Source organism: Oscillatoria sp. FACHB-1407 (assembly GCF_014697545.1).
Taxonomy (GTDB): Bacteria; Cyanobacteriota; Cyanobacteriia; order Elainellales; family Elainellaceae; genus FACHB-1407.
This window is the reverse complement of record NZ_JACJSA010000018.1, coordinates 59084-72790: the sequence shown is the minus strand read 5'-3', so window position 1 is coordinate 72790 and position 13707 is coordinate 59084. Positions and strand designations below refer to the sequence as shown.

Here is a 13707-nt window from a genome sequence, read left to right as displayed (position 1 = left end):
GCATTAATTTAGGTTTTTGTTTCTCGGTTGACATTTACCGTTTTGTCACTCAAGCGATCGCAAGAACGTTCGCTAGTGGGGCACTTTATCTAGCCCCCGTAGAATTTAATATCTTGAATATCCGCTCTGTCACATCTCCCCCCAGGTTGAATACGGTAGTTCGTGTGCCTTGTCTAGCTCTGTCGGAGGGGATAGGAAAAACAGGGGCGATCGCTACAATGTTCATGTAATCAGCATTTGCGCGATCGCGACAGCACCTTCATTCTGTACAAATTTCTACTCAAATGCTGAGTTTTCTGCATTGCCGTTAATCCTGTGAACTAAATCGGGAACTCTAACAAGGATCGAATTTGCATCAGCGTCATCCCCAGTTTGGTTACGGACACGATTTGGTTACGGACCGATTTGGTTACGGACACGATTTAGTTACGAGCACGATTTGGTTACGGACACGATTTAGTTACGGAGAAACCTGTCTACTGATAAGACTGATGACCTATAAAACTGGTTATGAACAGAACTGCTAGCGGACAGCATGGCAATTTTTTTGACCTGATATGATTTCCCTGTCACAGACAGCAAACTCATCATCCGGTATAAAAGGACGGTCTGTCAGATATAGCTATCACCATTTTATTTGGGGCAAAGGGGGTGGAACCTCTGTACCCCGTTCTAACTCAAGTGGCTACGGCTATATGTTGTCTGATTTGAGGGAATATTGATTTCCTTATTATTAAATTCATCATTCGATTCATCGTTGTGTTCACTATTAGTATCAGGACGCTATTGTGCAGCGCATGAAATACCCAATCACTGTAGGAACAGCCTTAAAGCAATGGTTTGGGCGTGAGCACAAAGTCTGGTTTACTGCCGTAGGAGTCGCGGCACTAGTGGCTACTTTGCGTCTCTTGGGTTCGCTGCAATCCCTAGAGCTAATGGCACTCGATCAAATCTTTCGATCACGTCCACCGCAGCTACCGGACGATCGCATTGTTATTGTTGGGCTAGACGATTCCGACATTAACCAACTGAAAACATGGCCGCTCACCGATGCGTTAATGGCTAGGTTGCTAGAACGAATTCAGTCCTATCAACCCCGTGCCATTGGGTTAGATATTTATCGGGATGTTCCTGTAGGCGAGGGGCAAGCCGACCTGCAACGAGTCTTTGAAACCACCCCCAATCTCATTGGCATTGAAAAGCTTGAAGATGGATCCAGTGTGGGCGTGCCCCCACCAACGGCACTAGCAGAGCTCGACCAGGTTGGCTTTAACAACGTTGTTGTGGATGTGGATAGCCGGGTTCGGCGATCGGTCTTGTTCTGGAAAGTAGACGGTGAATTTCACGATAGCTTTGCCTTAAAGTTGGCGATGCTTTACCTCGAAACGGAGGGGATTACAGCTCAACCAGCCGCCCATAATCCCGACCTATTGCAACTGGGGCAGGGTGTTTTTGATCGCCTCCAGGCAAACGACGGGAGCTATGTGCGAGCCGACATTGGTGGATATCAAATCCTGGCTAATTTGAGTCCTCCAAACTCACGCTTTACGACTGTCTCTTTGACTGATGTATTAGAGGGCAAGGTTTCGGAGTCCCTCCTGCGCGATCGCATTGTGTTGATTGGATCTACTGCCTCCAGCCTCAAAGATTTCTTTTACACCCCCTACAGCAGCAGTACAGATGGTAATGCTCAACCTGTATCTGGTGTAGAGCTACACGCTAATTTCATCAGTCAATTTTTGGATGCTGCTTTAGAAGGGCGATCGCTGATTCGAGTCATTCCTGACCCGCTTGAGCTGCTCTGGATTGCCGTCTGGTCGTGGGTTGGTGCCAGTGTGAGTTGGAGATTGCGACTGCCCCTGCGCTCGGGATTAGCGATTGTAGTTGCAGGCGCAAGTCTCGTCGGCATCTGCTATGTTGCGTTTTTGTTGGAGTGGTGGATTCCTCTGGTGCCACCTCTGCTGGCTTTGTTTGGCTCAGCCGTAACCATGACCAGCTACATCGCCTACTTGCAGGAGGAGTTGAAGAAATCAAAGGAATTTCTCAATTCTGTGATTAACACGATTCCTGATCCGATCTTTGTCAAAGACCAAAACCATCGCTGGATCGTTCTCAATCGGGCTTACTGCCGCTTTATTGGCTATCCTCTAGACCAGCTTTTAGACAGGTCTGAACCCGACTTTTTGCCTGTGGAACAAGCCGCTCACTTTTGGCAACAGGACAATCTCGTGTTTAAGGATGGTATTGAGCAGGAAGCCGAGGAGGAATTTACAGATGCCAACGGTGTAACCTATGCCATTGCCACGAAGCGATCGCTCCACCAAGATGCCGCAGGAAACGTGTTTTTAGTGGGGGTGATCCGTGATATCACGCAACGCAAAAAAATGGAGGAGGACTTAAAGCGCACTGCCGCAGAACTTGTTCGCTCGAATGCAGAGTTGCGTCAGGCGGAAGACCGTTTGCGCCGGATGGCGTATCACGATGCTCTGACTGGATTGCCCAACCGCGAACTATTGAGCGATCGCCTGAATCAATCCCTGGAGTGGGCGCAGGAGCATGACCAACTCGTTGCCCTCCTCTTTCTTGACCTGGATGGCTTTAAGCAAATCAATGACACCTATGGACATGACATGGGCAACTTGCTGCTCAAAGCGGTTGCTCAACGGTTAACCCGATGCCTCCGCAGCAGCGACACGGTTGCTCGCTATGGCGGAGATGAATTTGTTGTGTTGTTGCCCGCCATTCCAAGCGTACAGGATATTGCCAGAGTGGCTGACAAAATCCTACAAACCCTGACGCAACAATTTGTTTTAGACGGAAAGGTGATCCTGGTGAGCACCAGCATCGGCATTAGTATCTATCCGCGTGATACTCATAATCAGGACGAACTCATCAAGAAAGCAGACATTGCGATGTATGAGGCAAAGGGGCTAGGCAAAAATTGTTATCAATTTTTTCAAGCCGATGTTGTGTCTGAACCTTAGAAGTTGCGACGGCTAAAGGCAAGGTGCGATCGCGTCACTCCGGTCGTTTGGCTGATCCACGCTAGCCCCTCTGTCGTGCCAACCCAGACTTTGTTTCCCGTATCAGGAATGATATCTAGAACCTGACTGGAGGGCAGATCAATGGTCTGGCTGATGATGGCACCATTATTTTGGTTGACCCGAAACAGCCCATTCTCAGTGCCGACCCATAGGCTATTGCTGCGATCGAACTGAATGGAGGTGACGCTGCGTCCTCGAAATTGGGTGACGTTACGAACCACCGTATTGGTGGTTGGATCGACCACCAGTAAGCCTGCTGGTGTACCAACCCACAGGGCATTGTCTGGGCTGACAGCGAGGGCTTGCACAATTTGCCCCGGAAGTTGAGTCATCTGGCTCATGACTAAGGCACTGGCGGTATTAATCCGCACTAAGCCGTTGATTGTTCCTACCCAGAGGTGTCCTTCTCCATCGAGGACTAGTGTGCTGGCGGTGCCCCCCGGCAACGTTTGGAGGGTTGTGACTAAGGTGCCTTGTTCTGGATTGACCAAGGCTAAGCCGAAGTCTGTCCCTACCCACAGTAACCCTCGCCGATCGACTAACAGAGACAGAACATGCTCAGAAGGCAGCGACAGGGGTTGGGGAGTGATGATGCCTGTATTGGGGTCAATTCGCCTTAAGCCATCGTAAGCTCCGATCCAAATGTGTTGGCTCTGATCTTGGGCGATCGCATCAATGGTGCTGTTTTCAATCACAAATCGACTTAAAATTTGCCCTGTGTTGGGGTCAATGCAGGCTAACCCTTGCCATGAGGCAACCCACAAGTTACCAGCGTTATCGCGATACAAACCACTGACCCAGTATTCATCGGTAGTGGATGGGACACTGGGATGGTCTAACACCGCGTTTGGTTGCATCCTGTCTGGTTGCGCTGCGGGCTGCATTGTGGGAGGGGTAAGCTCATAGACGGGCACCACAGACTCGTCAGCCTCGCTCGATTGCGCGAGTTGTAGAGACTCCGACGGAATGGGAATCGATGCCAGGGTCAGGTGCGATGGGAGGACAACTACCCCTACAAACGCACTGAACCCACTAAGGATAGTGGTTGGTAAGCGACGGGGAATACGCAATCGAGATGCCACAGTAACCATGCTGCACACGAATAAATGCTAATCACAGAACCGATTGTTGACCGATGCTCGAAACGGTCTGATTTTTCTATGTGCATCAGCATACTCCATCTGTGGGCTCTAGATGTAGAGCTGCAACTGTTATTCACCCCGGCGATCGCTCTCTCCTCTTAACCAGCGAAACAGCTCAAGGGCTTCCGTCCGCGATCGCCCCGTGTTTTGCTCATATCGTTGCCAAAACTCCTGCCACCAGTCACTTGGCTCCTCATGGGGGCCGTCGTACTCTGTTGGGCGATCGCTAGCCCCATCCACCACCAGACTGCCAACATAGTCGGCATCGTCATACACCCGTGCAATTTGCTGACGAATTTGTTGGATGTCAGTGGCTGAGACGACGCCATTACTGGTTGCTTTGTAGAACTGCACCGTCACGCGAATCGGATAACGAGGGTCGCGTTCGATAGGCAACCCATCAACTTCAGTAAAGGGTCCCTCCAGTTCGCCATGCCCAATCACAGCCTCTTCGACATCACTGCGACTGGCAGCCCCCATTGGAGCCGCTGGAGCCATCATGACATCAGCACCCAATATTGCACCCTGCCGATATTCCGGTTCTCGATGCCGTAGAGGCACTTGAATCAGCATCACCATATTCAACCCGCTCTGATCATCGGCAGTTGGCAGTGGCGGTGCAGTGTTGCTTCCTTCCTCAGTCTGGCGAAAATCGCTGATGCGTTGACCTGTCAGACTGGCACGTTCCCCATTTTGGTTAAAAAACAGGCGTTGCCCCCAGGTTGCACCTGCTTCAAAAGCGTCGCGTTGGTTGTCGATAATCGTGACGCTAGTGCCCTCACGGGTGGCCAAAATCGTCAATACGGCTGGATTGCCCGCTGAGGATTGATAGTTGAATAAGACTGGGTTGAATTTAGCAATGCCCCCTTGAGGCACAGGCAAAAAGCAGGCTTGGGCACTCACTAGCACATGGGTATCCCGGTCGGCTAACAGCGATCGCTCTCGTCCTCCCCATGAATCCGGTTCGCTGAGGTATTGCCGCATATTCCCCAAAAACTCACGCAACGACACGCGCCGCAGGTCGTCACCTTGCTCATTGCCCACCAGGAGAAAGAAGCGATCGAGGGGGATATCTGCCGTTCTGTCGGAGAAGTTGGGGTGGCGGATCACGGGCATCAGATGCAAGCGCAGGGCATCCGTAGTGGGGTCACGGTGCTGCACCTGAATGGTCAGATCACTGATGTTGGGTCCTACCGCTGAGTTGTAGTAGCGTGCTGTGTCCTCCCAGGTCACATCAAGGATGTTCAGTTCTGCCCGTTCTGCCAGGGCGATCGCCTCCGGGTTATGAATCATCCCAACTGTGCGGCGAATCACCTCCTGATATTGCAGGTCAGGGTCTATCTCAGCGGGTGTCCTCTCACCGGAGGGGAGTCTGGGGGGAGTGCTAGCGATCGCATCTGTCGCCGTGACGAACGCAACTGACAAACCCAAGATCAACAGAACCCAAAATTGCTCAAAATTCATCTTCATAGCCATCCTCCTTCAACGCTCTAAAACGCCTAATGTGAACCTATTTCTCTAGACGATATTTAACGTTTAGGATGATTGGGGTGGAGTTGCACTTTTTGTAACCAGAGAGTGGGGAATGGGAGTGGAGAGTGGGGAGTAAGGGGGTAGAACAGTGCGTTGTGTCATCCAGCCTAACTAACCCCTCGGCTGCTATAGACAGACAAAGAGCCGTTTAGCTGCACGAGTGACCGCGACATAGAGCAATTGATTGCGTTCGCGGATATTGCGGTTAATCAGAGCATTCCGCACATCGACAAACACATTCTGGAAGGTTGAGCCTTGTGATTTGTGAATGGTGAGGCAATAGGCGTAATTCAAATCAGCAAAGAGATTTTTCAATTCCCAAAACTCCTGCCATCGCTTTTCACTGGCGTAAACCTCCAGGAGTTTCTGAAATTGGGACTGGCTGCTTTCATGGAGGACAGTGATATCGCGATACTTTCCCTCATCCGTCAGGACATGCAAAAACCAGACTGCCCAACTGCCCTGTTGCCCCGGATGAACATCGATCACCTCACACTCACTGGAGGTTTGCAAAATCACGCTTTCTTGAATCATGTAGGGGTTACTGGCAACGAGTCGCTCTCCGGGGACAAAACGGGGCGACCCCTTGTGGGTATCTCCGGGAGATCGCGCGCCATAGATAGCCTCTCGAATGCGCTGGTTGAGAGCATTGACCCGGTTGTTGGTGTAGGCAACTGCCCTAACGTAATCGGGGTCACTCTGGTACGATTCACTCTGAAAGGCTTTAATCAACAGCCGTTCCCACTCGGTTGGAGAGACGCAGAAGGTGCCCTCCGTGCGATCGCCATTGGTGTCTGTAGTAAAGGGGGGAAGTTGTGGGGCGGTGAGGTTGTTACGAATGGCTTCAGCCAGTAGGGCGATCGCTCCCCCATAGCGCATCACCTCCGTCAAATCTGAGCGGTTGTAGATCTGGGTAAAGACGTTTGATTCGGGTTCGTTGACCGGAGGTAACTGAGCAATATCGCCTACAAAGAGAATCTGGGTTTGCTGGGTCAGAGTCGATACGGCAGTGGTCAACAGTTCCCACATTTCGGCGTTGATCATGGAGGCTTCGTCTACGACCACCAGACGATAGCGATCGAAGTGGTTCTCTCCGGTGCGATCGACTCGAAAGACCTGTTTGCCCGTGGTAGTGTCGATGTCGGGACGCAACCCCAACAGCTTGCAACAGGTCATACAGTCAATGTCCAGATCCCACTGGTCAGACATGCGCTCTAAAACCTTAGTGGCTTTGTTGCTAAAGGCAGTAAAGACGACTTTGCGGAAATCGTCGCGATCGCGCATTCGTTTGATCAAGGCTTGCAGCAACGTCGTTTTACCCGTTCCGGCATAGCCCGTCAGCAGATACAGTTTCTCTCGGCTGCGCGTAAACTTCTCCAGTTGCCGCAACACTTTACGCTGTTGCCGACTTAACGTAATGCCAGGAAGTACCGTGGGAATCGCCATCATTCCCTCTATTTTTGATTAGGACGACTGAGGCTTCCCATCGGACGATCTTTCCAAAACATTTGGGTTAAGACCTGTTTTTCTTGTTGAGTCCGGTGAGAACGATAGGCAGTCACAGCCGCATTCGTGGCAATAAAGGCGATCGCCGGAGCCACGACAGGCACCCAAGTGTGATTCAAAAACAGTAGCATCCCACCACCCGTTAACACCACCAACAATGCAGCACTGTTGGTCGCTAATAACACGGGATGACGCATCCACCAGGCAAGACTGCCGCCAACCACTGCCCAACCGACGATCCACACACCCTCTAGCCAGTCTGGAAAAAACCAGACTAGAGGTCTGCCGTCTAACACAGTACTCAGCAGTTGGCTCACCATCTGAGCATGAACCACCACCCCAGCCATCTTGAACTCTTGTTCCTGCCCAGCACTGTAGGGTGTGCCAAACACATCGCGGCTACTTTGGGCGGTTGTGCCGATCAACACCACCTTATCTCGCACCAAATCAGGATCAATGTTCCCTGCCAGGACATCGGTAAACGAAACCTGTTGCGCAACCTGCGATGCGCGATAGTTCAGCAAGATTTGATAGCCCGCGCTATCCACTCCTTGATAGCTGCCATCATTGGGTTGCAGGATAGGAAATGTGACGTTGTTAACCTCGATGTAGTCTGGGTTTTGACGACTGTTGCGCGGTAGAATGTTGTCTTTTTCCAGGTAGGACAACGCCAGACGTAGCGCAAACGAGTGATAGACGGTGCCATCAATGCTGGCAAATAACAGGTTGCGACGGACAATGCCATCGGGGTCAATCGGAATATCGTTGAAGCCGACCCGCTCTGGGGGGACACCGGGTGGAGGCGGTACTTTGTCAGAATTAGGGGGATTGCCCAGATTCGTAATGGCGATGACGTTGGGTGGCTCTAATTGAGCCAAAAGCTGCTCACGTCCGGGGTCTTGGGGCAGATCGCGATAAAGGTCTAAGCCGATGACTCGTGGCTCATGTTCTTGCAGGTTTGCCAACACTTTGGCGACATCCTCATCAGAGGGGGTTGCTCGTTGCAAGGTTCGCAAATCGGGTTCTGAAATCTCAACAATCAGCAAGCGAGGGTCAACTGCCAATTCTGGGCGCAGACGCACCATCTGGTCATAGGCTGCCAACTCTAGCCCTTGCAGTCCACCCAACTGCCGCATACCCAACACTAAGCCACCGATCGCAACACTGGCGATCGCCACAACTTTTAGTCCCTGTTTAAGTTTGCTCCGCCAATCGTATGGCGAGTCAAGAAACGTTTCTTGTCGCAGGAGTGCCTCTGGCAGCAAGAGTGATGGAGAAACCTGGGTAATGTCAGTGGGCAGTTCTGACATGCGTTGGAGTGCCGTGAGCACATCTGCTGCCGATTGGTAACGCTGGCTGTAGTGGTAGCGCACCATACGATCAAGGATGAATTCTAATCCGGGGCTGATCGTGACATGCTCTCGCCACATTAGCTCCGAGTCATCGGGGTCTTCGCCCAGTTGCGAAGGTTGTAACCCGGTTAGCCCTTGAATTGCCGTGATTCCCAGTGCATAAATGTCGCTACAAAACCGGGGTTTGCCTGCCAACTGTTCTGCTGGAGTGTAGCCCTGAGTACCGATCCCAACAGTAAAGCTACTTTGCCCTGATTCACCAACCAGTTGCGTCTGAATTTCTTTAACTGCCCCAAAGTCAATCAGGACAATCTTGCCGTCACTCTTGCGGCGAATCAGGTTGGCAGGTTTGATATCGCGGTGAATCACTCGATTGGTGTGGACGAACTCCAGCGTTGCCAACACATCTTTGAGCAACTCGATAATATCTGCCTCGCTCAACCGTCCATTGCGAATAAACTCGTCGCTGAGGGGCGTGCCATCAATAAATTCCTGCGCCAGATAAAACTCCTGGTCTTCCTCAAAAAAACCGTACAGCTCTGGGATGCGATCGTGCTGCCCCAACCGTCGCAGGGTTTCAACCTCCGTGTGAAACAGACGACGAGCAACTTCTAAAAACCGCGAATCCTGGCTGGCTGGCTTAAACTGCTTGACCACACAGAGAGGGTTGCCTGGACGTTCGGTATCTTCTGCCATATAGGTCTGACCAAAGCCGCCAGCTCCTAAAATCGCAGTAATTTTATATCGCCCACCTAGCAACGTTCCCAGCATGGTAACTGAATATGCATCGTTTACTGATTTTGACACACAACTCTAGGGGGTCTGACACCTCATTCCAGATGGAAGTCAAAGAAGCCCAAGCAAACGACGAGTAGTAAGATATCTGTTTGAGAGATCTAGTCTATCCCGTGTTGATGATTTATGCTTGCGCTCACCCTAACACTTATATAGCCCTACTAAATCTATATAGCTTTACTAAATCCTGATCAGGTCAAGACTATCAATCTCCCACTTTTATTTAAGCCTATGGGCAGTGGTATGTCTGTGATGTTTAGAACGACTAATCTATGATTTTGGGAACGACAAAATTGCTGGGGGTGGTGGGTTATCCGGTGGCACATTCCCTATCGCCAGTCATGCACAATGCAGCGATCGCCCAACTGGGAGCCGATTACATCTACCTCCCCTTCCCGGTTGCTCCTGATCAGCTCAAGCCAGCGATCGCCGGATTTCAAGCGATCGGGGTGCAGGGGTTTAACGTGACGATTCCCCACAAGCAGACGGTGATGCCCCTGTTGAGCGGAATCTCGGAGGTGGCGCAGGTGATTGGTGCAGTCAACACCGTTGCCTGGACAGATCAGGGATGGTGGGGCACCAATACAGATGTGATTGGGTTTATGGCTCCCCTCAAGGCGATGAATCGGGATTGGCAAGGGGCGATCGCCCTGGTCTTGGGCAACGGCGGCTCTGCCAGGGCAGTCGTAGCGGGGTGTGCTCAGTTGGGGTGCGCTGATACTTGGGTTGTGGGGCGTGATCCCAAGAAATTAGAAGCGTTTCATGCCAGTTGGCAAGACTCTACTCTGGTGCCGCGACTCTCGGTTTATCCCTGGAGTGAGTTGCCCGTTCTGCTGCCTCAAGCCAGTCTGGTCGTGAACACTACCCCCATTGGGATGCATCCCAAGGTAGAGGAGACACCGCTAAGTCAGGCCGAGATCGAATCGCTGCAACCAGGGGCGATCGCCTATGACCTGATCTACACTCCACGCCCTACCCAATTTTTGCAACTGGCTCAATCAAGGGGGGCGATCGCCTGTGATGGGCTAGAGATGTTGGTGCAACAGGGAGCCGCCGCTCTGGAATTGTGGTTGCAGCAACCCGTCCCTGTGGACACGATGCGGCAATCCCTGTTGGAGCAACTTCAGGGAAAGTAGGAGTCTGGACGAGAGGAACATCGTAGGGTACGAGTCTGCATCAGTCAGTGAAGCCCCTCCACCCGATAACCCCTGTCATCTCATGCGCTTGCCCAACGCCACTGATATTGGTTCCAGCTATAGATGGCTTGAATCTCATACTCGCTGCCGTTGTCAAACCGGACAGTACAGCTTGTAGATAGGCTGGAGTCATCTTGGTCGGAGTCTTCAGTGGCGGCATCGAATGTTTCCTCTGCGATCGCCACTACTGTACAGGGATACCACTCCCGGCAACAGGGACCATCGTCCTGTACCCATTCCCACAGACTATTGGAGACTTCAATGCGATCGCCCACCTTTAGCTTCAGGTTGAGTTTGTCAGTATATTGAGCAATATGGACAGGTTGAACCTGCTCCAGCCATTGCAACCCTAGTTCTTCGCGGACAAACTGCACAGAGCCAGAATCCTGACCTTGAAGCCAGTCATTCAACAGTTGAATCTTCCAGGGATAGGTCTGTGTATCTCGCTCTTGAATGAATTGCAGAAGTGCCTGACGCTGGCTTTGGGTTAGGTCTTCCAGGGGGTTTGGGGTGCTGTCATTGGATGGGTTGGAGCGTGACTCCCCGTTAGTATTTGCTGTGCTATTTCGCAAAATTCGCGCCATGACTTGGAGCAAAATCGCCTTTTGCTGTCCTTTGAGGGGAATCCCTGCCGCTTCACATTGGCTGAATGCGATGGCTAAGGCTGCTTCAATCTCAGCATCAGTCATGGACTCATTACCGTCAAGTTGCCTGGCTAACCGAAAGACAGTACTCCACTACCTCGGCTACGGCTGTTGAGTAGCTTATTGTAACGTAGTAACTCTAATTATTACAAATATGCCTGAGTGCGTATCGTCTCTGGTAAGGTGCCACGATTCTTCAAGTTAGGACTGACCGACCTACGGTAATCTGAGGGATAGAGTCTCTAATTGTCGATGCTCTAACGTCTACCTAACCGTCTCAGCCAGATCTATCCATCACCTATGTCATTTCGAGCCCTCACCCTCGCGTTCTTATCCTGCTGTCTCTGGCTATTTAGCTTCGTCACCACACAGGATGCGATCGCCCTCACCCAGATTAAATTGATTGACCTGACCTATCATGATTGTCCCGCTGAGATGGCGGAGGGGTCGGTCACCTCTGGGGGAACCAGCATGGAAGCCAATTGTTTCCTGATTACAGGCAAAGCCCAAAACGACTCTGGCAAGCCCGTCTACAACGCCGATGTGTTTGGGCGTGTTTACGATGCCAACAACAACCCGGTGATGCAAAACCGTACCCGACTCGGTTCGATTGAAGAAGTGCCGCCAGGTGTGAGTGATTTTGAGTTACGCATCAGTGTTGCTGCAAACCAACCCACGCCACTGCAACTCAAGCAATTCAAAGCGTCGGGCTTTGCAGGTAAAGTGCGCCGATAGTTTGAATTACACAGCCGCCCTTGACAGAATCTTGCATGCAGACAAACCCTCCAAAACTTTCTTTGGAGGGTTAAATTTTAGAAAGCTTGTTTACAAAATTACCCCTGACTTTTAGACAGGAATTTCTCCAAGGGTTCTAGCCAGTAGCTGAATCGCGAAAATTGCCAGCATTGGTGAGAAGTCAATGCCGCCCAGGGGAGGAATGATCGAACGGAAGATGTTGAGGTAGGGATCGGTGATTTGACTGAGCCAGCTAAACGGTGGGCTAAACCAGTTCACATTAGGGAACCAGGTCAGCAGCACACGAATCAGCAACAAGACTGAGTAGAAGGTCAAGAAGTAAGTTAGGGACTCGCCAACCAGTGACATAAACTTGCCTTGAAAACGATAGGGCTAATTGTTTAACACTAAGCCTAGTCTAACCGATATGCATAAATTCACGTCACATCTTGGAGCAGAGATTTTTAGCCTGGATCTTTTTTCAGGAATCTCTGGCGATCGCCTTTTCACCTGATTCTCTGGGCGTACCGTTGACTCCACCCAACTGTTGACGCACATCATCAATCGCCTCATTGAGTTGAGCGATCTTGTCCTCTAAACCACGGCGGGCAAGCTCAATACTTTGCTCAGTAGGTGGTTTGAGTTGACCTCTACGGCCCTTATTAGGTTTGGTGCTCAGTTTAGGAAAGGTTTCTTCTGAAGTAGCCGCATCTGCATTGGCGACCTTTGAAGCAATCAAAACGCCCAGGATGCCACCAACGACACCCCCAACAACAGCCCCTGTAAGAAATCCACCGACAAAGTTATCTTGACTCATGACTGGATCAAATAGTAATTCAGCTAATCTCGACAAAGTAATGATGACCTAATCATTCCAACGGTTGTATCGCTTTATTGTTCTCAGCTTACCCGCTTGCTGCCCAAAATGCCTATGACAATCAGCAGAACAGGGAATGTACCAAAGGGGCGACTGAGGCTGTGCTTTCTGGCGTGCCTGTTATGTGCCAAAGGTGCGATCGCCCGCATCTCCCAATCCAGGTACGATAAACCCCTTATCGTTTAACCCCTCGTCAATAGTTGCCGTAAAGATGGTGAGATCGGGATAAAGACCTCCCAATTTCTGTAGCGCAGGAGGAGCCGTGACCACTGAGATAATCCGCACCAGTGCAGGATCAACCCCCCGTTGAACGAGTTCTGCCATGACCGCTATCAGAGTACCGCCTGTTGCCAGCATTGGCTCACTGATCAGAACTCGGGTTTCAGGTGCAAATTGACTGGGCAGTTTATTGACATAGCAGGTCGCCTCCAACGTTTCCTCATCGCGCACCATACCAATGTGGTAAATCGATGCCAGTGGCAATAACGCCTGTGCTCCTTCCATCAACGCTAGTCCAGCCCTGAGAATAGGCACGATGGCGATCGGTGTTTCTGGATTAACAAAGGTGGCTGGACAGGGAGCTAACGGCGTTTGCACGGTAGTATCGATTGTTGGCAACCATTCGCGAATCGCTTCGTAGGTCAACCAACGCCCTAACTCAGTCATTGCACTCCGAAACAACACAGATGGAGTTGCTTCATCGCGAGTCACCCCCAGCCAGTGCTTAATGAGAGGGTGAGGCGGAACATGGACACGCAGTTTGAGAGCCATCGGAGGGAAAAGACAAGAGAAAACAGCAGAAAATGATGCTCGGAAATCTGCATTATCATACTCTTTTCCGGCGATTGAAACATATCTATTCATACCAGAGTGCAGTTAAACA

Annotated in this window: 11 protein-coding genes; 3 read left to right on the top strand and 8 right to left on the bottom strand. The window is 51.1% G+C overall.

Annotated elements, in window-relative coordinates; all coding sequences use genetic code 11:
• Positions 1-797 precede the first annotated feature (797 nt).
• Complete coding sequence (locus H6G89_RS24615) at positions 798-2984, top strand: CHASE2 domain-containing protein (protein WP_190511423.1); 2187 nt, start codon at positions 798-800, stop codon at positions 2982-2984.
• Here the strand turns inward: H6G89_RS24615 and H6G89_RS24610 are convergent.
• The 4 genes from H6G89_RS24610 to H6G89_RS24595 all read right to left on the bottom strand — a co-directional run bounded on the left by H6G89_RS24610 (position 2981) and on the right by H6G89_RS24595 (position 9348).
• Positions 2981-4135 (bottom strand): ligand-binding sensor domain-containing protein, encoded by a 1155-nt coding sequence (locus tag H6G89_RS24610; RefSeq protein WP_190511422.1) that lies wholly within the window; start codon positions 4133-4135, stop codon positions 2981-2983. The two genes, H6G89_RS24615 and H6G89_RS24610, sit on opposite strands and share 4 nt — an antisense overlap.
• Before the next feature lie 120 nt (positions 4136-4255).
• Positions 4256-5656, bottom strand: a complete 1401-nt coding sequence (locus tag H6G89_RS24605) for a hypothetical protein (RefSeq protein WP_242060106.1) — start codon at positions 5654-5656, stop codon at positions 4256-4258.
• A 189-nt stretch (positions 5657-5845) separates the two neighbouring features.
• Positions 5846-7168, bottom strand: coding sequence for an ATP-dependent DNA helicase (locus H6G89_RS24600; RefSeq protein WP_199336908.1), 1323 nt, complete (start codon positions 7166-7168; stop codon positions 5846-5848).
• 5 nt (positions 7169-7173) lie between these two features.
• Positions 7174-9348 (bottom strand): CHASE2 domain-containing protein, encoded by a 2175-nt coding sequence (locus tag H6G89_RS24595; RefSeq protein ID WP_190511420.1) that lies wholly within the window; start codon positions 9346-9348, stop codon positions 7174-7176.
• Positions 9349-9644: 296 nt separating this feature from the next.
• Here H6G89_RS24595 and H6G89_RS24590 point away from each other — a divergent pair, with 296 nt between their 5' ends.
• A complete protein-coding gene (locus H6G89_RS24590; RefSeq protein WP_190511418.1) occupies positions 9645-10508 on the top strand; it encodes a shikimate dehydrogenase in 864 nt (287 codons plus the stop codon).
• An 80-nt stretch (positions 10509-10588) separates the two neighbouring features.
• Here H6G89_RS24590 and H6G89_RS24585 read toward each other — a convergent pair whose 3' ends face one another.
• Positions 10589-11257, bottom strand: a complete 669-nt coding sequence (locus H6G89_RS24585; protein ID WP_190511416.1) for a hypothetical protein — start codon at positions 11255-11257, stop codon at positions 10589-10591.
• A 255-nt stretch (positions 11258-11512) separates the two neighbouring features.
• On the opposite strand from H6G89_RS24585, the gene H6G89_RS24580 reads away from it, so the two are divergent.
• Positions 11513-11947: a hypothetical protein gene (locus H6G89_RS24580; RefSeq protein WP_190511414.1), complete on the top strand. Its 435-nt coding sequence runs from the start codon at positions 11513-11515 to the stop codon at positions 11945-11947.
• A gap of 111 nt (positions 11948-12058) precedes the next feature.
• Here H6G89_RS24580 and H6G89_RS24575 read toward each other — a convergent pair whose 3' ends face one another.
• The 3 genes from H6G89_RS24575 to upp form a co-directional block, all read right to left on the bottom strand.
• Positions 12059-12316 carry a YggT family protein gene (locus tag H6G89_RS24575; RefSeq protein WP_190511412.1) on the bottom strand — a complete coding sequence of 86 codons (258 nt, stop codon included), beginning with the start codon at positions 12314-12316 and terminating at the stop codon, positions 12059-12061.
• Positions 12317-12428: 112 nt separating this feature from the next.
• The gene (locus tag H6G89_RS24570) at positions 12429-12764 is read right to left on the bottom strand and encodes a hypothetical protein (RefSeq protein ID WP_190511410.1); all 336 of its coding nucleotides are present in this window, start codon (positions 12762-12764) and stop codon (positions 12429-12431) included.
• Positions 12765-12944: 180 nt separating this feature from the next.
• Positions 12945-13595: a uracil phosphoribosyltransferase gene (upp, locus tag H6G89_RS24565; RefSeq protein ID WP_190511408.1), complete on the bottom strand. Its 651-nt coding sequence runs from the start codon at positions 13593-13595 to the stop codon at positions 12945-12947.
• Positions 13596-13707 lie beyond the last annotated feature (112 nt).